This is a genomic window from Allobosea thiooxidans (assembly GCF_900168195.1).
Taxonomy (GTDB): Bacteria; Pseudomonadota; Alphaproteobacteria; order Rhizobiales; family Beijerinckiaceae; genus Allobosea; species Allobosea thiooxidans.
In genome coordinates, this window is the sequence record NZ_FUYX01000004.1 from 205,918 (window position 1) to 231,137 (window position 25,220).

General features: G+C 67.2%; 23 protein-coding genes. 10 read left to right on the top strand and 13 right to left on the bottom strand.

Going from position 1 to position 25,220, the window contains the following annotated elements; translation table 11 throughout:
• Positions 1-25: 25 nt before the first annotated feature.
• Positions 26-1,204 carry an acyl-CoA dehydrogenase family protein gene (locus B5Y19_RS09190; RefSeq protein WP_055728683.1) on the bottom strand — a complete coding sequence of 393 codons (1,179 nt, stop codon included), beginning with the start codon at positions 1,202-1,204 and terminating at the stop codon, positions 26-28.
• A 237-nt stretch (positions 1,205-1,441) separates the two neighbouring features.
• Here B5Y19_RS09190 and B5Y19_RS09195 point away from each other — a divergent pair, with 237 nt between their 5' ends.
• The 3 genes from B5Y19_RS09195 to B5Y19_RS09205 all read left to right on the top strand — a co-directional run bounded on the left by B5Y19_RS09195 (position 1,442) and on the right by B5Y19_RS09205 (position 5,646).
• Positions 1,442-3,016 (top strand): acyl-CoA carboxylase subunit beta, encoded by a 1,575-nt coding sequence (locus tag B5Y19_RS09195; protein ID WP_079591372.1) that lies wholly within the window; start codon positions 1,442-1,444, stop codon positions 3,014-3,016.
• 166 nt (positions 3,017-3,182) lie between these two features.
• Positions 3,183-5,174: an ATP-binding protein gene (locus tag B5Y19_RS09200; protein WP_055728685.1), complete on the top strand. Its 1,992-nt coding sequence runs from the start codon at positions 3,183-3,185 to the stop codon at positions 5,172-5,174.
• A gap of 163 nt (positions 5,175-5,337) precedes the next feature.
• Positions 5,338-5,646, top strand: coding sequence for a hypothetical protein (locus tag B5Y19_RS09205; protein ID WP_055728686.1), 309 nt, complete (start codon positions 5,338-5,340; stop codon positions 5,644-5,646).
• A gap of 18 nt (positions 5,647-5,664) precedes the next feature.
• On the opposite strand, the gene B5Y19_RS09210 is transcribed toward B5Y19_RS09205, so the two are convergent.
• The 6 genes from B5Y19_RS09210 to B5Y19_RS09235 all read right to left on the bottom strand — a co-directional run bounded on the left by B5Y19_RS09210 (position 5,665) and on the right by B5Y19_RS09235 (position 13,761).
• Complete coding sequence (locus B5Y19_RS09210) at positions 5,665-6,621, bottom strand: succinylglutamate desuccinylase/aspartoacylase family protein (RefSeq protein WP_055728687.1); 957 nt, start codon at positions 6,619-6,621, stop codon at positions 5,665-5,667.
• Positions 6,622-6,635: 14 nt separating this feature from the next.
• Positions 6,636-7,457 carry an ABC transporter permease gene (locus tag B5Y19_RS09215; protein ID WP_055728688.1) on the bottom strand — a complete coding sequence of 274 codons (822 nt, stop codon included), beginning with the start codon at positions 7,455-7,457 and terminating at the stop codon, positions 6,636-6,638.
• A gap of 9 nt (positions 7,458-7,466) precedes the next feature.
• Positions 7,467-8,402, bottom strand: a complete 936-nt coding sequence (locus tag B5Y19_RS09220; protein WP_055728689.1) for an ABC transporter permease — start codon at positions 8,400-8,402, stop codon at positions 7,467-7,469.
• Between the two features lie 137 nt (positions 8,403-8,539).
• Positions 8,540-10,129 (bottom strand): ABC transporter substrate-binding protein, encoded by a 1,590-nt coding sequence (locus B5Y19_RS09225; RefSeq protein WP_055728690.1) that lies wholly within the window; start codon positions 10,127-10,129, stop codon positions 8,540-8,542.
• Between the two features lie 215 nt (positions 10,130-10,344).
• Positions 10,345-11,967: an amidohydrolase gene (locus B5Y19_RS09230; RefSeq protein ID WP_079591374.1), complete on the bottom strand. Its 1,623-nt coding sequence runs from the start codon at positions 11,965-11,967 to the stop codon at positions 10,345-10,347.
• 45 nt (positions 11,968-12,012) lie between these two features.
• Positions 12,013-13,761 carry a M81 family metallopeptidase gene (locus B5Y19_RS09235; protein WP_079591375.1) on the bottom strand — a complete coding sequence of 583 codons (1,749 nt, stop codon included), beginning with the start codon at positions 13,759-13,761 and terminating at the stop codon, positions 12,013-12,015.
• Here B5Y19_RS09235 and B5Y19_RS09240 point away from each other — a divergent pair.
• From B5Y19_RS09240 to B5Y19_RS09250, 4 genes are all read left to right on the top strand, one after another.
• Positions 13,685-14,707 carry a DNA topoisomerase IB gene (locus B5Y19_RS09240; RefSeq protein WP_055728832.1) on the top strand — a complete coding sequence of 341 codons (1,023 nt, stop codon included), beginning with the start codon at positions 13,685-13,687 and terminating at the stop codon, positions 14,705-14,707. The genes B5Y19_RS09235 and B5Y19_RS09240 overlap by 77 nt on opposite strands.
• A gap of 63 nt (positions 14,708-14,770) precedes the next feature.
• Entirely contained in the window at positions 14,771-14,986 is a 216-nt protein-coding gene (locus tag B5Y19_RS09245) for a hypothetical protein (RefSeq protein ID WP_055728692.1), read from the top strand.
• 4 nt (positions 14,987-14,990) lie between these two features.
• Positions 14,991-15,140 carry a hypothetical protein gene (locus B5Y19_RS26085; RefSeq protein ID WP_156367060.1) on the top strand — a complete coding sequence of 50 codons (150 nt, stop codon included), beginning with the start codon at positions 14,991-14,993 and terminating at the stop codon, positions 15,138-15,140.
• Positions 15,141-15,264: 124 nt separating this feature from the next.
• The gene (locus B5Y19_RS09250; RefSeq protein WP_055728693.1) at positions 15,265-15,471 is read left to right on the top strand and encodes a hypothetical protein; all 207 of its coding nucleotides are present in this window, start codon (positions 15,265-15,267) and stop codon (positions 15,469-15,471) included.
• A gap of 109 nt (positions 15,472-15,580) precedes the next feature.
• Here the strand turns inward: B5Y19_RS09250 and hemC are convergent, their stop codons facing one another.
• Entirely contained in the window at positions 15,581-16,528 is a 948-nt protein-coding gene (gene hemC / locus B5Y19_RS09255) for a hydroxymethylbilane synthase (protein ID WP_055728694.1), read from the bottom strand.
• Positions 16,529-16,640: 112 nt separating this feature from the next.
• Positions 16,641-18,092, bottom strand: a complete 1,452-nt coding sequence (locus tag B5Y19_RS09260; RefSeq protein ID WP_055728833.1) for an aminotransferase-like domain-containing protein — start codon at positions 18,090-18,092, stop codon at positions 16,641-16,643.
• 96 nt (positions 18,093-18,188) lie between these two features.
• Between B5Y19_RS09260 and B5Y19_RS09265 the strand changes: the two genes are divergently transcribed.
• Both B5Y19_RS09265 and B5Y19_RS09270 read left to right on the top strand, forming a co-directional pair.
• Complete coding sequence (locus B5Y19_RS09265; protein WP_055728695.1) at positions 18,189-19,055, top strand: DMT family transporter; 867 nt, start codon at positions 18,189-18,191, stop codon at positions 19,053-19,055.
• Positions 19,056-19,177: 122 nt separating this feature from the next.
• Positions 19,178-20,044: a hypothetical protein gene (locus B5Y19_RS09270; RefSeq protein WP_139384324.1), complete on the top strand. Its 867-nt coding sequence runs from the start codon at positions 19,178-19,180 to the stop codon at positions 20,042-20,044.
• A gap of 70 nt (positions 20,045-20,114) precedes the next feature.
• Here the strand turns inward: B5Y19_RS09270 and B5Y19_RS09275 are convergent, their stop codons facing one another.
• From B5Y19_RS09275 to B5Y19_RS09290, 4 genes are all read right to left on the bottom strand, one after another.
• Positions 20,115-20,933 (bottom strand): SDR family NAD(P)-dependent oxidoreductase, encoded by an 819-nt coding sequence (locus tag B5Y19_RS09275; RefSeq protein WP_079591376.1) that lies wholly within the window; start codon positions 20,931-20,933, stop codon positions 20,115-20,117.
• A gap of 65 nt (positions 20,934-20,998) precedes the next feature.
• Entirely contained in the window at positions 20,999-21,286 is a 288-nt protein-coding gene (locus B5Y19_RS09280; protein WP_055728697.1) for a YciI family protein, read from the bottom strand.
• Between the two features lie 31 nt (positions 21,287-21,317).
• A complete protein-coding gene (locus tag B5Y19_RS09285; protein WP_055728698.1) occupies positions 21,318-22,730 on the bottom strand; it encodes an FAD-binding oxidoreductase in 1,413 nt (470 codons plus the stop codon).
• A gap of 72 nt (positions 22,731-22,802) precedes the next feature.
• Positions 22,803-24,134, bottom strand: a complete 1,332-nt coding sequence (locus B5Y19_RS09290) for an MFS transporter (RefSeq protein WP_055728699.1) — start codon at positions 24,132-24,134, stop codon at positions 22,803-22,805.
• 266 nt (positions 24,135-24,400) lie between these two features.
• On the opposite strand from B5Y19_RS09290, the gene B5Y19_RS09295 reads away from it, so the two are divergent.
• Positions 24,401-24,931, top strand: a complete 531-nt coding sequence (locus tag B5Y19_RS09295; RefSeq protein WP_176168596.1) for a TetR/AcrR family transcriptional regulator — start codon at positions 24,401-24,403, stop codon at positions 24,929-24,931.
• The last annotated feature ends 289 nt before the right edge of the window (positions 24,932-25,220 follow it).

Genomic DNA, 25,220 nt, shown 5'->3' on the forward strand with positions numbered 1-25,220 from the left:
GCTCCGGAACGACGGCGAGGTGTCGTCACAGCCGCTTCGCCACCTCTTCCAGCATGACTTCGGTGGCGCCGCCGCCGATCGCCTGGACGCGGGCGTCGCGCGTCATGCGCTCGATCGCGCTCTCGCGCATGTAGCCCATGCCGCCGTGGAACTGCAGGCAGTCATACATGACTTCGTTGACCAGTTCGCCGCAATAGGCCTTGGCCATCGAGACCTCGCGGGTGGCGTCGAAGCCCTGCGCATCGAGCCAGGCGGCGTGATAGACGAGCTGGCGGCCGGCCTCGACCTTGCTCGCGAGCTCGGCCAGGCGCTGACGGATGACCTGCTTCTCCCAGAGCGGCGCGCCGAAGGCCTTGCGGGTGCGGACATAGTCCAGCGTCAGGTCGATCGCGGCCTGGGCCTCGCCCATCGCCATGGCGCCGATCACGGTACGCTCGTTCTGGAAGTTGCTCATGATCGCGTAGAAGCCGCGCCCCTCCTGGCCGAGCAGGTTCTCGGCCGGCACGCGGCAATCGACGAAGGAAAGCTCGGCGGTGTCGGAGGAGCGCCAGCCATGCTTGTCGAGCGCGCGCGAGACCGAAAAGCCCGGCGTGCCCTTCTCGACGAGGAAGATCGAGACGGATTGCGAGGGCCGCGCTTGCGGGTCGGTCTTGGCGGCGACGCAGTAGAGATCGGCATGGACGCCGTTGGTGATGAACATCTTGGCGCCGTTGAGGACGTAATGATCCCCCTCGCGCCGCGCCGTGGTGCGGATGCCCTTCACGTCGGAGCCGGCGTCAGGTTCGGTCACGGCGACCGCGACGATCTTCTCTCCGGCGATGATCGCGGGCAGGTGCTTGTCCCTCTGCGCCTTCGATCCGGCATTGGCGATATGGACCGAGGCCATGTCGGTATGGACCAGCGCGGTGATGGCGACACCCGAGAAGGTCGAGCGGCCGAGCTCCTCCGCCAGCACGACGGTCGCGAGCGTGTCCATCTCCGAGCCGCCATATTCGGCAGGATAGCGGATGCCGAAGAAGCCGAGCTCGCCCATCCGGCGCAGAACATCGCGCGGGACGAAGCCGTCCTCCTCCCATTTCAGCGCGTGCGGCTTGATCTCGGTCTCGACGAACCGACGGACCTGGTCGCGCAGCGCCTCGTGCTCCTCGGTGAAATAGGGCGAGCGGCGGGCACCCTCGCGTGCAAGCGTCTCGATGGCCGACATGGCTTCCTCCCTGCTTGACCGCGGCGCCGCGATCTGACTACCTACCGGACGGTAGGTGAATGTTGCGGCGAGATCAAGACGCCCAATGTACCTGCGAGCCCTCATCCTGAGGAGCGCCGAAGGCGCGTCTCGAAGGATGGCCCAGAAGGCTCCGGCACGAACTGGAGCATCCTCCGAGACGCCGCGTTCCGCGGCTCCTCAGGATGAGGGCTGAGGAAACCATCGCGGAAGAGGCACATGGCGCAAACAGACCCGGGTATCTCCCCCCCTCCCCCGCTCTCCGCCATGCTGGAGACTTTGCGCGAGCGCCATGGGCTCGTCGCGCTGGGAGGCGGCGAGAAGCTGCGCGCCCGACACGAATCCCGCGGCAAGATCATGGTGCGCGAGCGCGTCGACCTGCTGCTCGACCCGCAGACGCCCTTCCTCGAGCTCTCGCCCCTCGCGGCCTGGGGGCTCTACGGCAACGAGGTGCCGGGCGCCGGCATCGTCACCGGCATCGGCATCGTGCAGGGCCGCGCCTGCATGCTGATCGCCAACGACGCGACCGTGAAGGGCGGCTCCTTCTTCGCCGAGACGGTGCGCAAGCATCTGCGCGCCCAGGAGATCGCCGAGGAACACCGGCTGCCCTGCCTCTACCTCGTCGATTGCGGTGGCGCCTTCCTACCGGAACAGGATCGCGTCTTTCCCGACCGCGATCATTTCGGCGGCTCCTTCTACAACCAGTGCCGGATGTCGGCGGCGGGCATCCCGCAGATCTCGATCGTCTTCGGCGGCGCGACCGCAGGCGGCGCCTATATTCCGGCGCTCTCCGACCAGGTCATCATGGTCAAGGGCACCGGCCGCATCCATCTCGGCGGGCCGCCGATCGTGAAGGCGGCCGTCCACGAGATCGTCGACGGCGAGACGCTGGGCGGGGCGGAGATGCACACGCTCGTTTCCGGCGTCAGCGACCATCTTGTCGAGACCGAGATGGAAGGGCTCGCCAAGCTGCGCGAGATCGTCGGCGCGCTCGGCGAGATCGGCAAGATCACGCCGCCACCGCAGCCTCCCGCCGCACCGAAGCTCGACCCGGCCGAACTCGTCGACATCGTGCCGACCGATCTGCGCCGGCCCTATGACGTCCGCGAGGTCATCGCCCGCATGGTCGATGACAGCGCCTTCAGCGCCTTCAAGCCCGACTATGGCGCGACGCTGGTTACCGGCTTTGCCCATATCCATGGCTATCCGGTCGGCATCCTCGCCAATAACGGCGTGCTGTTCTCGGAAAGCGCCGTGAAGGGTGCGCATTTCATCGAGCTCTGCGACCAGCGCCAGATCCCGCTCATCTTTCTGCAGAACATCACCGGCTTCATGGTCGGCACCGAAGCCGAGCGCGGCGGCATCGCCAAGCATTCGGCGAAGCTGGTCTATACCGTCTCGAATGCACGCGTGCCGAAATACACCGTGCTGATCGGCGGCTCCTATGGCGCCGGCAACTACGGCATGTGCGGCCGGGGCTTCCGTCCGCGCCTCCTGTTCTCCTGGCCCAATGCCCGCATCGCGACGATGAGCCCGGAGGTGGCGGCAACCGTGGTGACGGAGCTGCGACGGCAATCGCTCAAGGGCGCCGCGGACGAAGCCGCCATCGCCGAGCTCGACAGGCGGACACGGGCCCAGTTCGAGGAGCAGAGCGACCCCTATTATGCCACCGCCCGGCTCTGGGACGACGGCATCATCGAGCCCGCGCAGACGCGCGACGTGCTGGGCTTATGCCTCGCGCTCTCGGCGGGCGAGACCCGCGACACCGGCCCACGGCCGGTCTACCGGATGTGATGGCGATGTTGATGCACCACCTTTGTCATTCCGGGGCTTCGCACAGCGAAGAACCCGGAACCCACGACCGGGCGCGCCCTTGCCGCTGCGATCGTGACGTCATCACCCAGCCGTGGGTTCCGGGTTCGGCCCTTGGGGGCCGCCCCGGAATGACAGAGGTGCCGTGATGTTCGACACCCTGCTCATCGCCAATCGCGGCGAGATCGCCTGCCGCATCATCCGCACCTGCCGCAAGCTCGGCATCCGCACCGTCGCGGTCTATTCGGAGGCCGACAAGGACGCGCTGCATGTCCGGCTCGCCGACAGGGCCGTGCCTATCGGCCCCGCCCCGGCGCGCGATTCCTATCTGCGCGCCGACCGCATCATCGCCGCGGCGCTGGATACCGGAGCGCAGGCGATCCATCCGGGCTACGGCTTCCTCTCGGAGCGGCTCGACCTGATCGCCGCCTGCGAGGCGAACGGCATCGCCTTCGTCGGCCCGTCCGCCAGTGCCATCGAAGCGATGGGCGACAAGATCCGTTCCAAGCAGATCGCGCGCGAAGCCGATGTGCCGGGCGTGCCGGGCTATGACGGCGCAGACCAGTCCCCCGCGACGCTGAAACGAGAGGCGCTACGCATCGGCCTGCCGGTCATGGTCAAGGCCTCGGCCGGCGGCGGCGGCAAGGGCATCCGCAGGGTCGAGGCCGAGGCCGAACTCGACGCCGCCATCGCCACCGCGAGCCGCGAGGCCGAGGCCGCCTTCGGCGACGGGCGGCTGCTGATCGAGAAGTTCGTGACCCGGCCGCGCCATGTCGAGGTGCAGGTCGCCGGAGACCGGCACGGCAACATCGTCCATCTCTTCGAGCGAGACTGCTCGGTGCAGCGTTCCAACCAGAAGCTGTTGGAGGAAGCGCCTGCCCCCAATCTGAAGCCCAAGACGCGCGCGGCGCTGCATGCCTATGCGCTGAGGCTCTCCCACGCCATCTCCTACGACAATCTCGGCACGGTCGAGTTCCTGGTCGATGCCGAGACGCAGGACGTGTTCTTCCTGGAGATGAACACGCGCCTGCAGGTCGAGCACCCGGTCACCGAGGCGATCACCGGGCTCGATCTGGTGGAATGGCAGATCCGCATCGCCGCCGGCGAGACGCTGCCGCGCCAGCAGGATGAGATCACCTGCACCGGTCACGCCATCGAGGCGCGGCTGACGGCGGAGCGCGCCGACGAAGGCTTCCGGCCGGATACCGGCACGATCGCGCTGTGGCGGGAGCCCGAGGGCCTGCGCGTCGACAGCGGTGTCGAAACCGGCAGCGCCGTCTCCCCCTTCTACGATTCCATGCTCGCCAAGGTCATCGCCCACGGCCCGGACCGGGAGGCCGCGCGGCGGCGCCTCGCCGACGGGCTGGAGCGGATGACGGTGCTCGGCCCGGCGACGATCCGGCCCTTCCTCGTCGACGCCCTCAGGCAGCCGGTGTTCGCACAGGGCGGGGCGACGACGCTGTTCATCGGCGAGACCTGGCCCGGCGGCTGGCATGCTCCCGCCGGCGACGCTGCGGAGCGCGACGCCATCGCGGCCGCGATCTGGCTCTCGGCGCGCCACAACGTTCCGGCCGGCCCCTGGGGTGAGCTTCCGGGCTTCCGCCTGCTCGCAACTGCCGGCAAGCCGGGCGCCTGCCATCTCATGCTCGATGGGGATGGCGAGGCCCGCCGACTGCGCGCGGAAAATGCCGGCGACGGTATCCGCGTGACGATCGGCGAACGGCAGGTCGCGCTCACCGCGGCATCACCCACAGCTGGCGCCATGCGCTACGCGATCATGCTCGACGGCCAGCGCCGATTCGTCGACGCCATGCCCGACCGCTTGGGCGTCTTCCTGCGTCACGGCAACGTCGAAGGGCGCATCGCCATCGCGCTCGCCGTGGAGGCCGCGGCCGCGGCGCGCCAGGCACAGGGCCATGCCGGCGATTCCATTCGCGCCACCATGCCCGGCACCGTCGCCGCCATCCATGTCGGCGAAGGCGACAGCGTCGCCGCCGGGCAGGTCGTGGCCGTGCTGGAATCGATGAAGCTGTTCATGGAGCTGAAGAGCCCGGCGGCGGGAACCGTGGCGCGCATCGCCACCCGACCGGGGGCGACGGCGGCGGCCGGCGAGCTGCTGATCGCCATCACACCCGCCTGATCGCACGGCGAGCGGCTTCCCCCGTCGCAAAGGCGCCGCCTTGGCCTGCTCCCATGCGGGAACATCCGCCGACCGCCTCAGCATCCGTTCATCGCGCGCCGGCTAGGAGGACAGAATCACCTCGCTGCGCCAATGGGCGGCGGGGAAACCGAAAGGATGGACCATGTTGCGCAAGTTCACGGCCTCGGCACTCGCCTGCGCCGTCCTGCTCGGCGCCCTCCCGACTCATGCCCAGTATTATGGCGGGCCCTATCGCAATCCGCCGGCCTACGACGATAACGACGAAGACGATCGCCCGCCACCGCGCCGCTATCGCCGCGACTACGACTACGAACGCCCCTATTACCAGCCGCGCTATGGCAACATCTGCGTCACCAGCCGGGGCGACTGCCCGACGCCGCCGCTGCCCTACGGCTCGAGCTGCAGCTGCCACATCCCGGGCTTCGGCAGCAAGCGCGGCATCGTGCAGTAACCGCCGCGCCGGCCCCACTCAGGGCCGGCGTCTGCTCTCCGTCCCGAGATAGCAGAGGCCTTCTCCGGGCTTGGCCTTGCGGTTCGGGAAGATGATGAAGCCGTCGCGCGGCATCGTTACCACGGTGCCGTCGGCGCGGCGGGCGATCGGCGTGCCCTTGGCGACGCGATCGCCGGTCTTCCAGCTGCCTTCGACGCGATCGCCCTCGGCCTCGCAGATGACGAGATCGTCCATATGGACGACGACGCGATGATCGGTCGACGGGGCCGCCTCGTCGGTCAGCCCGAGATGGGCGAGCACGTTGCGGATCGCCCTGTAGCCGACATCGACGGAGGCCGGGTCCTCATGGCGGCCGCATTCAAGCGTCACGCCATAACCGCCGGCGAAGCGCATGAACTCCGTGGTGCCGAAACCTTCGGTCACGGCGAGCCGTGGCAGGTTCAGCCGCTCGCGCGCCGCGATCAGGCGGACATAGATGTCGAGCCAGCCATGGATCATCAGGTCGACGCCGAGGCAGGCGGCGAAAGCCGCTTCGGCCGCGCCGTGGCGGAACGGCTCGAGCTCGCCGCGATTGTCCTCCGGCCCGAAGAAGACGAAGGGCACGCCTTCCCCGGTGAAGGAATGGACGTCGAGCAGCATGTCGTGCTGGCGCAGGATCGCGGAGAGGCGGTTGCCGATCCGGTCCTCGTTGTCATCAGGCTGCGGCCGCTCGCGCAGGTCGCGGTTGAGGTTGCGGTCGCCCTCGCGGGTGTTCTGCCGATAGGCCTTGGGGTTGGCGACCGGCAGGAAGGTGACCTCGCCGCGCCGGATCGAAACCCGGCCGGCCCGGCAGTCCTCCACGACACGGGCGATGGCGTTCGGCCCGCAGGTCTCGTTGCCGTGGACGGCGCCGAGAACGAGGAGCTTCGGCCCCGCCTTCAGGCCGTGGAAGCGGATGGTCTCGAGCGGCGGGTCGATCAAGTCTTGAGTCGTCATATGTCTACTTGCTGTCAGGCTTTGCGAAGTTGCGAATGCGGGTCGAGGATGTCGCGCAGGCCATCGCCCAGCAGGTTGAGGCCGAGCACGGTCATGAAGATGGCGAGGCCCGGGAAGATCGAGATCCAGGGCGCCGTGGTGATCTGGTCGCGCGCATCGGACAGCATGCTGCCCCAGCTCGGGAAGGGCGGGCGGATGCCGAGGCCGAGGAAGGAGAGCGCCGCCTCCGCCAGCACGGCGCCGCCCATGCCGAGCGTGCCGATGACGATGATCGGGCCGGCGATGTTCGGCAGGATCTGCAGCAGCATGATGCGCAGGTTGCTGGAGCCGAAGGAGCGCGCCGCCTCGACATAGCCCTGCTGCTTGATCGAGAGCGTCGCAGCCCGCGACAGCCGGCAGGTATAGGACCAGTTGGTCAGGCCGAGCGCGATCAGCAGGCTGGCCAGGCCCGGCTGGAGGATCGCCATGATGGCGAGCGCGAAGATCAGCGAGGGGATCGACAGCATGAGATTGGTCAGGCCGTTGACGAAATCGTCCCACCAGCCGCCGAAATATCCTGCCGACATGCCCAGCGCCACGCCGATCACGGTGTTGATCAGTTGCGAGACGATGCCGACCGTCAGCGAGATGCGCGCGCCGTAGAGCACGCGGCTGTAGATGTCGCGCCCCTGCGCATCCGTGCCGAACCAGAACTCGCCACCGGGCGGGATTTCGGCATTCATCAGGTTGGCGTCCATGACGGGATCGGTATGCGCCAGCCAGGGCGCCAGCGTCCCGCCGACCACGACGGCGGCAAAGAGCACGCCGCCGATCCACAGATTAGCCCGGAATTTCATGCCCCGCCCCTAGGTGTATTTGATGCGCGGATCGATCAGAGCGCAGAGCACGTCCACGATGATGTTCACGACGAGGAAGAAGAGCACGAGCAGCAGGATGCAGGCCTGGACGACGGGAATGTCGCGCAGCGACACGCTGTCGACCAGGAGCGAGCCGATGCCCGGCCAGGCGAAAAGCTTCTCGATCACGACGGCGCCGCCCATGATCGAGCCGAACTGCAGACCCAGCGTCGTCAGCACGATGACCATCGCGTTGCGCGCGACATGCCAGCGCATCACCCGGACCTCGCTGTTGCCCTTGGCACGGGCAGTGCGCACGAAGTCGGCGTTCATGACCTCGAGCACGGCGGCGCGCGTCGTACGGGCGAGCAATGCGAGCGGCGCCACGCCGAGCGCGACCGCCGGCAGCACGATGTAGCGCGGATTGCCGTCGCCATAGCCGAAGCTCGGGAACCAGCCGAGCACCAGCGCGAAAGCGTACATCAGCATCAGCCCGAGCCAGAACTGCGGCAGAGACAGGCCGGACACGGCGACGAACATCGACTGCATGTCGAGCCAGCCGCCGGGCTTCAGCGCCGCCAGGAAGCCGAGCGGGATGCCGAAGGCGATGGCGAAGGCCATCGCGGCAATGGCGAGCTGGAGACTGGGCCAGATGCGCTCGAGCAGGGAATTGATCACCGGCTGGCGGGTGCGGAACGAAGTGCCGAGATCGAACGTCGCCAGCTTCGTCGCATAGTTCGCGAAGCGTACATGGACGGGATCGTCGAGGCCGAACTGCTTGTTCATGCGCGCGACCTGCTCGGCATCGACGACCGAACGGCCATCCGCCATCTGGGTCGACGCGAAATCGCCGGGAATGACGCTGAACATCACGAAGATGAGCGCGGCGACCGCAAGCAGGATCGGAATGGCCTGCAGCAGGCGGCGGATGACATAGGGCAGCATGGTGAACTCCTGATCGCCGCCGCATGGCGGACTCAGGTCTAGGCCCGGAAGTCCCCGTCACCCCGGATGGACGGCGCGGCTGCACCGATCCGGGGTGACGGAGTTTCCTGATCTGGCGGGAACCTCCGCGGAGGCGCTTACTTCGCCGCGGGCGAAGAAGCGTCGACCCAGAGATCCTCGTAGCGCTGGAGCGCGAGCTCGGTCGCGTTCGCCTGGAGGCCGTGCAGCCAAGGCTGATAGGCCAGCACCGCCTTGTTGTAGTTGAAGAACCAGACCGGAGCCTCGTCCTGCAGCAGCGCGTTGGCCTTCTTCATGAGCTCGACCTTCTTGCCCGCATCCCTCTCGGCCGCGGCCTCTTCGAACAACTTGTCAAAAGCGGCGCTCTTGAAGGTGGTGTAGTTGCAGGACGAGCGCGGCGTCGCCGAATGGAAGCACTTCAGCGCGGTCAACGGATCGGGCCCCGAGGTGTTCGACCAGATATAGGCCTGGAAATCGCCCTTCGCGATGACGCCGCCGAGCGCCGAGGTCTCGACCGGCTTGACCTTCACCTTGATACCGACCTTGGCGAGCATCGGGATCGTCGCCTCGACGATCGGAATGCCCCAGCTCTCGTTCGGCGTCGCCGTCCATTCGAACTCGAAGCCGTCGGGATAGCCGGCTTCAGCCAGGAGCTTCTTGGCCTTCTCCGGGTCGAAGGCATAAGGCTTGGCGTCCTTGTCGAAGGCCGGGACCGAGCTCGGCAGCCAGCTCACCGCGCGATAGGCCTTGTCGCGAACGAGGCGCTTGATGATCAGGTCGCTGTCGATGGCGTAGTTGATCGCCTGGCGGACGCGCTTGTCGGAGAAGGGCTTGAACTCTGGGTTCATGCCCATGTTGCGGGTGAAGACCTCCGCGACCTCCAGGATGCCCTTTGAGAGGTTCGGGTCGGCCTTATAGGCGACGTATTGGGTCGAGCCGAGGATCGAGACGTCGATTTCCTTGTTGCGGAAGGCGACGTCGCGCGCAGCCGCCTCACCCATCGGCGAGATCACGAGCTTGTCCGCATAAGGCTTGCCGGGCTTGTAGTACTTCTCCCAGCGCTCGAAGACCATGCGCGAGCCGGGCACATGCTCGACGAACTTGAACGGGCCGAGGCCGATCGGCTTGTTGAAGAAGTCCGGCTCCTGCGCTTCCTTGGCCGGCATGATCGCCGTGGTGGCGGCGTAGAACAGGAAGCTGGGATCGGCCGGATCGGTCAGCGTCATCTCGATGGTGAAATCATCGATCTTCTTGAGGCCGGAGATCTCCTTGGCCTCGCCCTTGCGAACGGCCTCAGCGCCCTTGATGCGCACGACGCGGCTCGCACCCGGATAGTTCTTGGAACCATCGACAAGACGCGTGAACGACCAGATCACATCGTCGGCCGTCATCTTGCGGCCGTTGTGGAAGAAGGCGTCGTCGCGCAGCTTCAGCGTGTGCGTCAGCCCGTCCGCCGCGGTGGTGAAGCTCTTGACGAGCTCCGGCTCGGGCTTGCCGGCCTTCGAATCCCAGCGGAACAGCATGCTGTGCAGCGCGTAGCCGTAGATCTCGTCCTGGATCTGGTTCGAGACGTGGCTGTCATTGCTGACGAAGGAGGCGCCATAGGGCGCCGTGAAGCGGATCGTCCCGCCGCGGCGCGGCTCCTGGGCCTGCGCCGAAATGGTAAAGGCTGCCAGCGTCAACGCGGTGGCGAAGGCAAATTTTTTCAACAACACGATCAGTCCTCCCGTTTCCCATCTGCTCCGGCTGATCCGGAGTTGTTTGCTTTCAAGTGGAACCATAACGGCTTTGCCGCGCTTGTCTTCCCCCGCGCCGCCAAATTCCCCGAACAGCTCCGCGTTTCACGGTGGCGCAGAGCTGTTCGGGATTATTTTTCGCATTTTCTTCAAGCGAACCGGCCTTTTTCGCTCGAAGATGCTCTGACTCAAACCTCCCGTTCGTAGACCACCTCGCCACCGAGGATGGTGAGATCGCAGCGCGTATCCTTGAGGATATCGGCGGGGTCGGCAGTCAACAGATCGCGCGAGAACACCGCGACATCGGCGAGGAAGCCCGGCGCGAGGCGCCCCTTCACCTTCTCCTGCTTCTGGGAGAAGGCGCCGAACTCGGTATAGGCCTGCAGCGCCTCCTCGATCGAGACGCGCTGACGCTCGTCCATCACCGTGCCCTTCCAGGTCTTGCGGGTCAGCATGGTGTGAAAGTTCGGGAACGGATTGGGATCGCAGACCGGCGCGTCGCTGCCGGTCCCCGGCTTCAGGCCGAGATCGAACCAGGTACGGAAGGGATAGCTCGGCAGCGCCCGCTCGGGACCCAGGACCTTCACGTAGGCGTCCCCGAAATCATGGATGAAGACCTGCTGTGGGCAGGGGTAGATGCCGGCCTTGACCATGCGCTCGTGCTGGGCCGGGGTGGAGAAGCCGCAATGCTCGATGCGGTGGCGGCGGTCCGAATCGGGATAGGCCGCGAGCGCCTTCTCATAAGCCGTGATGAGCTGCTCGATCGCGGCGTCGCCGATCGCGTGGCAGGCGAGCTGATAGCCCTTCCTGTGGGCGTCGAGCACCATGCGCTCGAGCTCGGCATCCTCCCACATCCAGACGCCGGTGGTCTTGTCCTCGCCGAGATAAGGCTCGGTCATCCAGGCGGTACGCCCGCCGGCCGAACCGTCGAGGAAGAGCTTGACGGCACCGACCATCAGCATGTCGTCACCGGTGCCGGAGATCAGCCCGGCGTCGTAGCATTGCGGAACGATCGAGCGGCCATCGTCGCCGAGCAGGGTCAGCCAGGTGCGGACCGGCAGGCGCCCGTCGCGCTTGGCGCGATGATAGGCGGCGATCTCGCCGAAGCCGCCCTTCTGGCCGACGGCGGCGTCCATGCAACTGGTGATGCCGAGCGAGAGCAGATACTGCCCGCCGCGCTCGATGCCGGCGATGATGTCCTCCTCGGTCGCGGCCGGAATCGCAGCCTGGACCGGGGCACGGGCGTTCTCGGCGAGCAGGCCGGTCAGGCGGCCGTTCTGCTGCTCGATCAGCCCGCCCTGCGGGGTCGGCGACTTCTCGTCGATGCCGCCGAGCCTCAGCGCCTCGGAATTGCAGATCGCGATATGGCCGCAGGTGCGCACCAGCATCACCGGATTGTTCGGCGCGGCGCGGTCGAGTTCCTCGCGATAGGGATGGCGGCCGGTATCGAGCTTGGTCTGGTCGTAGCCGCGCGACAAAATCCACTCGCCGGGCTTGAGCGTGGCGGCACGGGCCGAGATGGCGCCGAGCAGCGCCTCCAGCGTCGGTGCGGCGTCGGGCTTGGAATCGACCCAACCCATGGTCATGCCGAGCGAGACGAGATGCAGATGCGAGTCGTTGAGGCCCGGCGTCGCCAGCCGGCCCTTCAGGTCGACCACGCGGGTCTTAGGGCCGATCAGCGGCGCGATCTCGGCGTCGCTTCCAGCCGCCAGCACCTTGTCGCGAAAGATCGCCAGCGCCTCGACGACGCCCTCTTCGCGCCCGCACCAGATCGGCCCGTTGCGCAATACGATATCGGCCTGAATCGCCATGATGTTCTCCTCAAATTCAGTCGTCGCGGCTCCTGCGAGCGGCGGTCAGATATCGTCGAGCGGGAAGATCGGGCGGCGAACCTTCTTGTAGGGCCGCTCCTTGAAGTTGCGCGTCGAGAGCGCCCCGGTATCGACCTCCAGCACCTCGCGGGCGATCGGCTGGAAGGCGGCGCGGAAATGCTGCATCGACTTGACGATCACCGTCGATTTCCGGGTCGGATCGACGCCGAGCGAGGTAAACTGGGCGAGGTCCGTCGCCTGGCCGTTATGGGTGATGACGATGATCTCGACATCGTCGACGCGCAGCAGGGCCGAAAGCCCGTAATTGCGCCAGACGCCGCCGGCCATCGGGCCGTAGCAGATGAAATGCCCGTCAGTGATCGCGACGACATGGGCGTCGAGCTCGAGCGGGCCGCCACCCATGGTCGGATCGACCTTGCCGCCGAGCTTGATCCGGCCGCGATTGCCGACGCCGATCGCCTGGGCGGCGAGCACCGCCTCGGCGTCGCAGATCGCATGGAAGCCGACATTCCTGAGCTTCGCCGCCAGCACGGCGCGCAGCAGGTTGGTGGCGTCGCCATAGGCGCCCGAGCCGGGGTTGTCGGAATAATCCGAGATCACGAGGGGCTTGTAGCCAGGCTTGCCGGTGTCGGCCTCGCCGGCCTTGGCACGCGCCATGGCCTCGGCCAGCGGCGTGAAATGGATCGAGGAGAAGCGGCGTTGCTCCCAGGCGTAATCCATCAGCTCCTCGGCGATGCCTTGAGCCTTGCCGCGATCATCGGCCGTGACCGCGATCGAGGGGCCGATATCGTGGACGTCGGCCGAGGAGAAACCGGCCTGGACGCTGACGACCAGCGCATCGCCCGAGGCTTCCAGCGCATCGCCGCGGCGCAGCAGCTCCAGGAAAGGCGGCGAGGTGGTGCGGCCACCGTCGAGCGCATAGAGGATCGGGCGCCGGGCGATCGCCACCTTTGGCCTGATCTCGCCCTTCATCGCACGTTGAAGCAATTCGGCGGCCTGCCAGGTCCGCTCGTATTGGTCGATATGCGGGTAGGTACGGTATGAGATCAGCGCATTGGCGTTGTCCGCCATGAGCTGCGTCACGGTCGCATGCAGGTCGAGCACGACGACCACAGGCACATCCGGGCCAATCCGCTTGCGCAGCCGGGCGAGCAGCTCGCCCTCGCCGTCATCCGAGCTTTCCGTCGCCATGGCTCCATGGAGGTGCAACAATACGCCATCGACACCGGCGGCAGCATCGACGATCTGGCCGGCGAAGAGATCGAAAGCGGCATCGGTGACGCGGCCGGACGGGTTGGCACCGGCTACCAGCGGATGGGCAAGGCTCCAGCCGAACTTGTCGGCTGCCTCGAAGGCCGCCCCTATCGAGGTGCGCGTGCCGCGGAAGGCGCCAGGGATTTCATTGTCGCGATAGACGCGACGTGCCTGGAAGGTGGCTTCGTCCGTGAGCTGAACACTGAAGGTGTTCGTCTCATGCATGAACTCTGCGATCAAAACCCGCGGCACCGTTCGTCTCCCCAAATATCGTTCAATTTTTTTGACAATGTGGGCGAGGAACCGGCGCCCTGGCCACTGATTTTCGCGCATGCATCCCCAGAAACCTGCGCGCTTGTCGAAATGTGGTGAATATGCTCGACTGAGTGGAACCAACTGGACGATGGCGCCGTTTTCGCAATGGATCTGCGCGAGCCCGCCCATGCCGGTTTCCCCGAACGCCAATCGCCCTGCCACCGCGACGCGGCTGCGGCGCGTTTCCTCCGACGACCTCACCATCCGGCGCGTCCGGCTTGGCCGCTCCTTCGGCTATCGCGACGCAGAGGGCGCGAAGATCACGGACGCGGACGTCCTGGGCCGGATTCGCGCGCTCGCCATTCCGCCGGCCTATGAGGATGTCCGCATCGCCGCCGACCCGCAGGCGCATCTGCAGGCGGTCGGCCATGACGAAGCCGGCCGCGTCCAGCATCGCTACCATCCCGAATGGGAGAAGGTGCGCGAGCGCCGCAAGCTCAAGCGCCTCGGCCGGCTGATCGAGGCGCTGCCGCGGCTGCGCGCCCGGATCGCGGCCGACATCAAGACGCGGGCGCTTTGCCGGGAGAAAGCCCTCGCCTGCGCCGCCGCCATCATTGACCGCTGCCATCTGCGCGTGGGCAATGAGAGCTATGCCAGGGCGAATGGCAGCCATGGCACCTCGACCTTGCTCAAACGGCACGTCACGCTCTCCGGCACCCGGGTCGCGCTGCATTTCCGCGGCAAGGGCGGCAAGGAGATCGCCTGCGCGATCGACGACGGGCCACTCGCCCGCGCCCTCGCCCGCATCGTCGCGCTGCCGGGCCGGCGCCTGCTGCAATATCGCGACGCGGAAGGCACGGTTGCGCCGATCCGCGCAGCCGAGGTCAATGCCTATCTGCGCCAAGCCTGCGGCCTTTCCGTCAGCAGCAAGGATTTGCGCATGCTCGCAGCCAACGCCGCCGCGGCGGAACTCCTCCTCGCCGGCGAAGAGATCGCCAGCGAAACCGGGCGCAAGCGCCAGCTCGCCGACATCATGCGGGCGATCTCGGAGCGGCTCGCGAATACGCCGGCGGTCGTGCGCAAGAGCTATGTCCACGCCATCGTGGTCGAGGCCTATGCCAGCGGCCGGCTGCAGCGCAGCTATGCCAAGGCGCGAGCCCGCGCCGGCTGCTCGCGGATCGAGCGCGCGCTCGGGCTGCTGGCCGCCTGAGCATTAGGGGAACAATGCCGCGGCCCAGCGCTTGGTTCAGTAGCTCGCCCCACGGAGGATGAAATGCTCAACCGTGTCGGTTCCCCGACCCCGATCGATACACCGCAGCGGCCAGGACAGTCCGCAGACGCGGAGAAGCGGCCCGGCCCCTCGCCGCATTCCGCCCACCCCACCGGCCCCGCGCCGCCATTCGAATACGAGATGGAGCCGCCGCAGACCGACATCCCGGCCGATGCGACGACGGTGCGTTCCCAAGCCGGCGGCGCCAGGCAGGACTGACCCGATGGCGGGGGATTGGGGGTTCGTCGTCTGGATCGTGCTGATCGCGATCCCACTCGGCATCGCCTTCTCGGCGCTGTGGGCGCGTTCGCGTCGTCCGGGCGCGGCGCGCATCGATAGCCCCAGCCCCGAGGACCCGCGCGACCCGATCTAGAGCCGGCTTCACGGGCAGTCTCAAGCCACTGGAATCGGGCGCCTCTCCGATTTCTCCGTTTTTCAGGGAACCTCTCCCGCCGATTCGACGTTCCGTGGCCGCTTACCCCGCGGCGGAGACGGACATGGACGAAGAGAGAATCAAGCGGATCGCCCGCGCGATGTGCCGGGCGGCGCGCCTCGATCCCGACAAGCCTGCCGGCAACAAGGGCCCCTATACGATGTCGATGCGGGAGCCCGGGTATGAGGGCCCGCAACCGGCCTGGATGCTGTTCCGCAAGGAGGCCGCGCTGTTTGCCGACCGCCATCGCGACGTCGCGGGTCGACTCTGAATTTTCCCGAAGCGGCCGCTCGCCCGCATGCGACAGCGGCCATGGCAAGGCCCGGCACTCCCTCAGGAGGCCGGGCCTTCTTTGCGTGTTGCCTGTTCGGAAAGGCGGATCAGCCCGGTGTGAGGTTCTTGAACGTCGGATAATAGCCGCGGAAGCTCTTCTCGAGGATCGCTCCACCGCCGCGTGCCTTCAGCTCCTCGGCGACGGCAAGGCCGATCTGCTGCGCCTGCTCGAGTGCTCCGCTTCCGCTCGCCACGACGCGCTCCGTCCCCTCGATCGACGTCACCTGCGCGTGCAGCGTCAGCCGCCCATCCTCCCAGCTGGCACAGGCTCCAACCGGCAGGCTGCAGCCGGCGCCCAGCGCATGCATCATCTCGCGCTCGGCCTCCGCCTCGGCGCGCGCCGTCGGGCATTGGATGGCCTGCAGGATCTCGACCGCGGCCGTATTGTCGGCACGGGCTTCCAGCCCGAGCGCGCCCTGCCCGACCGCATAGGGGAACAGCGCCGGATCCAGCACTTCGGAGGAAGCATCGTCGAGGCCGAGCCGGCGCAGGCCGGCATGCGCCAGGATGACGGCGTCGAGCGCGTCATCGCCGCCGATCTTGGCGAGGCGCGGTCCGACATTGCCGCGGATGGGCACGACCGTGACGTCAGGACGCAGGTTCAGGATCTGGGCGCGGCGCCGCAGCGAGCCGGTGCCCACTCTGGCGCCTTGCGGCAGCGAAGCCATCGTCGCCCCGCAGAGCGCATCGCGCGGGTCCTCGCGCGGCGGCACCGAGGCCAGGACGAGCCCCTCATGCAAGGTGGTGGGCAAGTCCTTCAGCGAATGGACGACGAAATCGACCTCGCGCGTGACCAGTTGCTGCTCATGCTCGACGGCGAAGACGCCGACCATCCCGAATTGGTGGAACTCCGAGACGCGATCGCGGTCCGCGATCGTGGCGATCTGGCAGAGGGTGAATTCAGTATCGGGGAATTTTTCACGGATCAGGCCCATGACATGGTTGGTCTGGGCCATCGCCAGCGGGCTGCGGCGCGTGCCGATCCTCAGATGCATGACTTGAACTTCCGGTGCTCTCCGGCTCTGGCCGGTCGTGCCGCTCTATAACAGGGGGGCGCGGGGCTGACGAGTGCGGCGCAACCCCGCGCCGTTCAGGCTTTGGTCCCTCCTAGCCGGGGCCGGCCGCAGCGACCGATCCGGCGTGCAACCCCGCCATTGCCTCGCGCAGGACCTCGATCAGGCGCGGATCGCGCGATTGGGCGACGTTGAAGCGCATGAAACCCGCCGCCCCTTGCGAGATGCTGAAGACATTGCCGGGTGCCAGCACCACCTCCCGGCTCAGGGCGAAGCGGGCGAGCTCGGCCGAATCGATGCCATCGGGCAAATGGCACCAGAGGTAGAAGCCGCCGCGCGGCATCAGCCAGGGCCGGATGCCGAGCGGCGCCAGCCTGGCGGCGACGTCGCGCCGTGCCTGGGCGAGCCGGCGGCGCAGTTCCTCCATATGCTTGCGATAGTTGCCGCCGGCGAGGATTCCGGCGACCAGCTCGGCGGCGACCGGGCTCTGTCCGCCGAAGCTGGTCGCGACCTGGAGGTCGACCAGCCCCTCGATCCAGTCCGCGCGCGCCGCGATATAGCCGCAGCGGACGGAGGCCGAGAGGGTCTTGGAGAAGCTGCCGATGCGGATGACGCGGTCGAGGCCATCGAGCACGGCGAGCCGCGCCGAGGGCTCCGGCTCGAAATCGGCGAAGATCTCGTCCTCGACGATCGTCATCGCACAAGCCGCCGCCGCACTCAGGACACGATAGGCCGTCTGCGGCGTCAGGCTGGCTCCCGTCGGATTGTGTAGCCCGGAATTGGTGATGTAGAGGCGCGGGCGTTCGCGCGCCGCCAGGGCCTCGAAGGCTGCGACATCCGGCCCCGTCGGCGTGTAGGGGACGCCGAGGACGCGCAGCTGGTGCGCCCGCAGCAGAGCCTGGAAATTGAAGTAGCAGGGGTCGTCCACCAGCACGGTATCGCCCGGCCGCAGCAGGAAGCGGCAGATCAGGTCGAGCGCCTGAGTGCCCGATCCGGTCAGCAGAAGTTGCTCGGGCCCGGTCGACAACCCCTCCTCCGCGAAACGCCCGAGCAGCAGCCGGCGCAGCACCGGCGAGCCGAGGGTGCCGCCATAATCGGCCAACACGGCGTCGGATGAACGGGCCAGCGCGCGGAAGCCCCGACGCAGCGCGTCGCCCGGCATCCAGTCGGCCGGCAGCCAGCCGCAGCCGGGCTTGAGGGCGGCAGGGTCGGCATCGAGCGACTGCCGCGAGACCCAGAAGGGATCGACGGCGCGCTCCCGTGCCGTCTCCGCCTGCGCCAGGGAAAGCGGCGGCAGGCCGCCGCCGGTCACGTAGAAGCCCGAGCCCTGGCGGGCCCGGATCAGCCCCTCGGCCACGAGACGGTCATAGGCCTCGACCACCGTCGCGGGCGAAACGCCCATCAGGGCCGCGAAGCGGCGGATGGAAGGCAGGCGGTCCCCCGGCGCCAGCGTCCGCGCCGCCAGCCTGCCGCGGATGGCGGCCATCACGGTTGCGGTGCGCGTCTGCCGGACCTCCGCCATATCCTCGATCGTATTGCTGTTCATAGCCATACAGTTTGGCACAAATGTACCAGAATGTCGCTGTTCCATCGGACGCGCCATGGCGTAGAGCCGGCAGGGACGACAACAGGAGCGACATCGATGCGCGAAGGATGGGCCGGCAGGGGCTGGGGCAGCGGCTTCCTCGGCGTCCTCATCTTCAGCGGCTCCCTGCCGGCGACGCGCGTCGCCGTGGCCGGTTTCTCGCCGCTGTTCCTGACCTCGGCCCGCGCCGTGATCGCCGCCGTGCTGGGTGCCGCCTGCCTCGCGCTGCTGCGCCAGAAGCGGCCGGAGCGGCACGATCTCGGCCCACTCGCGGTCGTCGCGCTGGGGGTGGTGCTCGGCTTCCCGCTGCTGACGGCGCTGGCGCTGCAGCACATCACCGCGGCGCGCTCGATCGTGTTCATCGGCCTGCTGCCGCTGGCGACGGCGCTGTTCGGCGTGCTGCGCGGCGGCGAGCGGCCACAGCTCGCCTTCTGGCTGTTCTCGCTGCTGGGCGGAGCGACCGTCGCCGGCTTCGCCCTTGCCCATAGCGAAGGCAGCTCGGTCACCGGTGACCTGCTGATGATCGCCGCCGTCCTGCTCTGCGGGCTCGGTTATGCGGAGGGCGCGGCACTCTCGCGCCGGCTCGGCGGCTGGCAGGTGATCTCCTGGGCGCTGCTGCTCTCGCTGCCGGCGATGGCGGCCGTGGCGTTGCTCTACCTGCCGGCGACCTGGCAGGGGATCGGAGCACCGGCCTGGCTCGGGCTCGGCTATGTTTCGGTCTTCAGCATGCTGGTCGGCTTCGTCTTCTGGTATCGCGGGCTGGCGCTCGGCGGCATCGCCGGCGTCGGGCAGCTTCAGCTGCTGCAGCCCTTCTTCGGCCTGCTGCTCGCCGGCCTGCTGCTGCACGAACCGATCGCCTGGACGATGATCGCGGCGACGGGCGTGGTGGTGCTCTGCGTCGCCGGCGCCAAGCGCTTCGCCTGAACCGGGAAGCGGCGCCGGCCTGCGGACTTCCCTTGAGGAAGACTGTAGAAAGCCCGGCCGACGCCATAGACGGCCTCGATCGGTGCGGGCAAGGTGAAAACCACCGAACGATGGAGGCTGCGATGCGTCATCAGGCGCCCTTTGCCCTGATATCCATGATGTTGCTCGCAGCCTTGCCTGCCCAGGCCCAACAGACGCTCCCGGCCGTGGATGGCCCCAGCGGGAAGCTCAGCTTCACGCGCGGGGGCGCCAACGGCGACGACGCGACCGGGCTGGAAGGCGCGGTGACGCTGCCGCTCGGGCAGCGCTTCGGCCTGCAGCTCGATGGCGCCGGCGGCGCGCTCGACGGCTCGCTGGGAAAACCGGCCTTCTATGGCGGCGGGGCTCACCTGTTCTGGCGCGATCCGTCAACGGGCATGATCGGCGTCGAGGCCGGCTTCGCCCGTCTCGACGCGCTGGGAGGCGTGAATACCTATTCCGTCGGGGTCGAGGCCGAACGCTACTGGAATTCGTTCACGTTAGGGGGCCTGATCGGCGTGATCGACCAGAGCAACGCCACCTTCTCCACGCCGCAGGGACAGTTCCGCTATGATCTGGACACCCGTTTCGTGGCTGCCGCCAATCTCACCTGGTATCCTGACGATAACCTTGCCCTGACCGTTTCCGGGGCAGTGGCAGGGGGCGATGTGACGGCCGGCGTCGGCATTGAATGGGCACCGGCCAGCACCAGCTCGGCCCAGCCGAGCGTCTTCGCACGCGCCCTGCTGCGCGAGGGTGGCGACGTCTATGCGCTGGCCGGCCTGAGCCTCTACTTCGGCGGACAGCCGAAGCCCCTGATCCGCCGCCATCGGGAGGACGATCCGACCATCGGCAACGTGATGGGCCTCGGTTCCAAGGCCGGCATCGCGTTTACCCTGGGGGCCATCTGCAAGTTCCGGGCGCACAACAGTAATCCGTGCGAGCGTCCCGGTCGGCAATCGCTTCTCTAGCCTGCCTTCCCCCGCTTGCGCCCGGCCCGGGTTCCCGGTCCGGGCAACCCCATCGGTCGTGGCGCGGCGCCTATCGAAGAGCGGCACCGAAATTCATCCAGTGCGAAGTCGCCAGCCAACCCGCGTCGACCGGGATCGAAGCGCCCGAGACGGCGCTGGCGGCGTCCGACATCAGGAAGCCGACCACCGCCGCGATCTCCTCGATCTCGACGAGCCGGCCCATCGCCGTCGCCTGCTTGATGGCGGAATCGTCGCGCGTCCCGCTCTCGATCTTCGCGCGCATGATCGGCGTCAGCGTAAAGCCGGGCGCGACCGCGTTGACGCGGAGCCCGGCCTGTCCGAACTCGCCGGCCGTCAGCGCGGTCATCGAGCCGAGGGCGACCTTCGTCGGCGCGTAGGCATGCAGCGGCAGGGGCCGGATCTCGTTGATCGAGGTGATGTTCACGATCGAGCCGCCGCCGCCCGCCATGATGCAGGCGCCGAATTCGCGCGTGCAGGCCAGGGCGCCGAAATAGTTCACGTCCCAGATCTTGCGGTGAGCCGCCTCGTCCATGGTCATGAAGGGCATGATGTCCTGCAGCAGGCCGGCGGCGTTGACCAGCCCGGCCACCGCGACGCCCCGGGCATCGAGATCCACGGCCAGCGCACGCACTGCGGCGGAATCCGCAACGTCCAGCGGCGCGAACGACAGCGCGGCGCCAGCAGCGCCGTCCTTCAACCTCTCGAGAGCTTCCGCACTCAGATCGGTCGCGATCACCTGCCAGCCATCGGCGAGCAGACGTTCGACGATGCCGCCCCCGATCCCCCCGGCAGCGCCGGTCACGACAATCGCCGCACCCTCCTCCCGGCGGCGCGACATGATCGAGCGGTGGTCAATCTTCGCTGACATCGGTTTTTCCTGTCGTCACGCGCGAACGCGTCGGCTGCTGCTGAATTTCGGCGTCAGACTGGGGCTCACCGCCCGTCCGGCAGGACCTTTCGCCAGGCGCGCACCTCGACGCTCTGGAACAGGTCGCCGCGCGCATAGGGATCGTCCGCGGCGAAGGCTTCCGCCGCCGCCCGGTCCGGGCAGTCGATGACAATCAAACTGCCGGTCGAGGTCTCACCGTCTTCGGCCAGGAACGGACCGGCGAACAGGATCCGGGAGCGATGCGGGGCGAGATAATCGAGATGGCTCGGACGAAGCTGGGCCCGGAGGGCGGTCGCACCCGGCTTGTCGGTACACAGGATCGCAAACAGCATGATGTCTCCTTGACGGGTTGCGGCGTGGCTTTCAGGCCTCGAAGACCTTGCCCGGGTTCATGATGGCATGAGGGTCGAGCGTCGCCTTCAGCCGGCGCATATAGTCGACGGTCACGCCCAGCTCGTCCCGCAGGAAGCTGCGCTTCCCCTCCCCGATACCGTGCTCGCCGGTGCAGGTCCCATCCATGGCGATCGCGCGATGGTTGAGCCGGTCGATGAAGGCCTTCGTCCGGGCCATCTCCTCGGCATCGTCCGTCATCGCCATGATCGAGACATGGAAGTTGCCGTCGCCGACATGGCCGACGATGGGAGCGACCAGCCCGCTCCGCGCGATATCGGCGTGCGTTTCGGTCATGCAATCGGCCAGCCGCGAGATCGGCACGCAGACATCGGTGGCGATGAATTGCGAACCCGGCCGAAGCTGCAGACAGGCCCAGTAGACGTCATGCCGCGCAGCCCAGAGCGCATTCCGCTCCTCGGCGGTCGCGGCGTCGTCGTAGGACTTGCAGCCGAACTCCTCGGCGATCTGGCCGAAGAGCTCGACCTGCTCCTTCACCGCGGCCTCGAGGCCGGAGAACTCCACGAACAGCGTCGGAGCCTCCGCCATGGCGAGCTTCGAATAAGCGTTGCAGGCACGGATCTGCAGGCTGTCGGCCAGCTCGATACGGCCCGGCTGCAGGCCGTAGCGGATGCTGGCGATGACCGCATTGCAGGCGGAACCCAGGTCGGGAAAGGCGCAGACGGCCGCCACGACCGATGGCGGGATGCCATGCAGCTTGACCGTCAGCTCGGTGATGACGCCGAGTGTGCCCTCGGCGCCGATGAAGAGCCGCGTCATGTCGTAGCCGGCCGAGGATTTGCGGGCGCGCGTGCCCGTCCTGCAGACCGTCCCGTCGGGCATCACCACGGTCAGGCCGAGAATGTTGTCCTTCATCGTGCCGTAGCGCACGGCCGTGGTACCCGATGCGCGGGTCGAGGCCATGCCGCCGAGCGAGGCGTCGGCGCCGGGATCGATCGGGAAATGCAGACCGGTGGCGCGCAGATGGGCGTTGAGCGCCTTGCGCGTCACGCCGGCCTGGACCACGCAGTCCATGTCCTCCTCATGGACGGCGAGGACGGCGTTCATCTGGCTCAGGTCGAGCGAGATCCCGCCGAAGGGCGCATTGACGCCGGCTTCCAGCGAAGTGCCGGTCCCAAAGGGGATGACCGGCACCTTGTGAGCCGCGCAGAGCTTGACGACCGCCACGACATCCTCGGTCGAGCGCGCGAAGAAGACGGCATCCGGCACCTCGAGCGGATGCCAGGAGGTTGCGTTGGCGTGCTGCTCGCGGATGACGGCATTCCGCGTGACCTGCTCGCCGAAGCGATCGGCCAAAGCGGCGATGACCAGCTCGACCGCCGCATTGGGCCGAGTCTTGGGAGAACCTTGCGCTGCAAGCGTCATAATCGTCCTCGATGATGAGAGCCGGCGGGAGCCCTGTGGCCGCCCGCCGAAGTGTTGGCGCCGGTTTCCGGCCTAGCCCCCGCTGCGCATGGGCTGCCCCATGGGAGCGCTCGCCAAGGCGACATCGCGACGGCCTGCGAGCGTCAGGAAGGCAAAGATGAGCACGCCGTAGAGCGCGACCATCGCGCCGAGCACCGCCATGCTGGCCGCATAATTGCCGAAATAGTCGCGTGCCCAGCCATTGATGTAAGGCCCGACGAAGCCGCCAAGATTGCCGATGGAGTTGACGAGGCCGATGCCGGCGGCGGCCGCCGCCCCGGTCAGGAACGTGCTCGGCAGCGGCCAGAACAGGATGTTCGAGGCCAGGATGCCGGCCGCCCCGACGCAGATCGCGATCATGGCCAGAAGCGGCGATTGCGTGACGGTGCACAGGGCCAGCCCCAGCCCGCCGATGCAGGCCGGCAAGAGGATATGGAAGCGGCGCTCGCCGGTGCGGTCGGAATGGCGGGCGTTGAGCACCATCGCGATACCCGCACACAGATAGGGAACCGCGGTCAGAAGACCCGCCTGGGCATTGGTCATGTCGCCGAAGCCCTTGATGATCTGCGGCATCCACAGCGTGACGCCGAAGAGCGCCGTGATGTTGCAGAAGATCGCGAAGGAGAGGAACAGCACCTTGCCGTTCCACAGGGTTTCCAGCACGCCATAGGAACCGGCCTGCTCCTTCTCCCGCCGCTCCGCCTCCAGCCGGTTGACCAGCCAGACGCGCTCCTCATCCGTGAGCCACTCGGCCTCCTCCGGGCCGCGCCGAAGCACGCCATAGGCGACGATGCCCACCACGACGGCGAGCCCGCCCTCGATCAGGAACATCCACTGCCAGTTGCGGAACCAGATCTGCGGCGCGAATTCGAGGACCGCCGTCGAGAGCGGCGCACCGATCAGTACTGAGATCGGCAGGCCGAGAATGAAGATCGCCGTGGCGCTGGACAGATGCCGCGCCGGAAACCACCGGCCGAGATAGAAGACGATGCCCGGAAAGAACCCCGCCTCCGCCGCGCCCAGCAGGAAGCGCATCACATAGAAGGAGGTGTCATTGTAGACGAAGGCGAATCCGGCGGAGACGATCCCCCAGGTGATCATGATGCGCGGGATCCACACCCTGGCGCCGAATCGGTGCAAGGCCAAATTGCTCGGGACCTCGAACAGAAAATAGCCGATCGAGAATATACCGGCCCCGAAACCATATATATAAGCGGTAAATCCAAGATCACCGTTCATGTGAAGAGCGGCGAAGCCGACATTCACCCGATCCAGGAACGCCACGAAGTAACAGAGTATGAGAAACGGCAGGATGCGCCAGCCGACTTTGCTGATGGTCGCCCGCTCCAGTTGGTCGTCGTTCATGGTCGCTTCCTCGGCATATCTTTATTTGCGGCCGCACTTTCGCCTGTGCGATCCGGTTATCGCTTGCATCGAATTGCGCGCTCGCGGACGCGTGGCATACCCTCGGCGGAGCGTCAGGTGGCCGGCGCCCACGTGGCCGGGCGCCGGCATTTAAAAACTGAACGTTTAGTTTTGTAAATACCACGACCAACGGCAGGGGACCCGGAAAGATGGCGCAGCCTCCCACACCTCGCGGCCGCAAGCGCAGCGCCGCAGCCGAGAACGCGGTGCTGGCGGCGGCCTATGACCTTCTCGCGACTGAGGGCCTCCAGGCGACCACGGTCGAGGCGATCGCGCAGCGCGCCAAGGTCAGCAAGGCCACGATCTACAAATGGTGGCCGAACCGGGCAGCAGTCATCATGTCCGCGTTCCTGCGCGAAGCGCGCGACGCCCTGCCCTATCCGGAGCAGCTGGACATGACGAGCATCTTCGACCGGCTGCACCGCATGGCCCAGGAGTTCCATGGCCCGATCGGCAACATGGTGCGCGTGCTCATCGCCGAAGGGCAGTCGGACCCCGAGATCGCCGAGGCCTTTCGGGAAGGCTACGTGCTCGCGCGCCGCAAGCAGGGCGTCGAGATTGTGCATGCCGCCATCGCGGCCGGCCTCATTCGCGACGCCGACCCCGATGTGATCCTCGATATGCTTTATGCCCCGCTATATTATCGGCTCCTCGTCGGGCACCAGCCGCTGTCGGCGGCGTTCATCCGCGAGCACGTCACGCTTGCCCTGAACGGACTGACACCCCGCGCGCACTGACCGCTCCCCCTTGGCGCGCAGGCCCAGTGGCTCCCACGCGTGACTGAGCGGCGAAACAGGGCACGCAGTTTCGCCGGCGAGGCAGCGGCGAGCCGAGGAGCCCCGCCGGCATGACGCCGCCCACCCTTTCAAACCCCCATTGTACCCGCCGATATTTTATAGTAAATTTCTTGTTATCCCAACTCTAACTGACGGATCTGGGTCGCTATAATACCATTATATCACAATAACAACCAAAGCGACGCTACGGAACTCACAATCTTAAAAGAGGGAAGATCAACCCTAATCT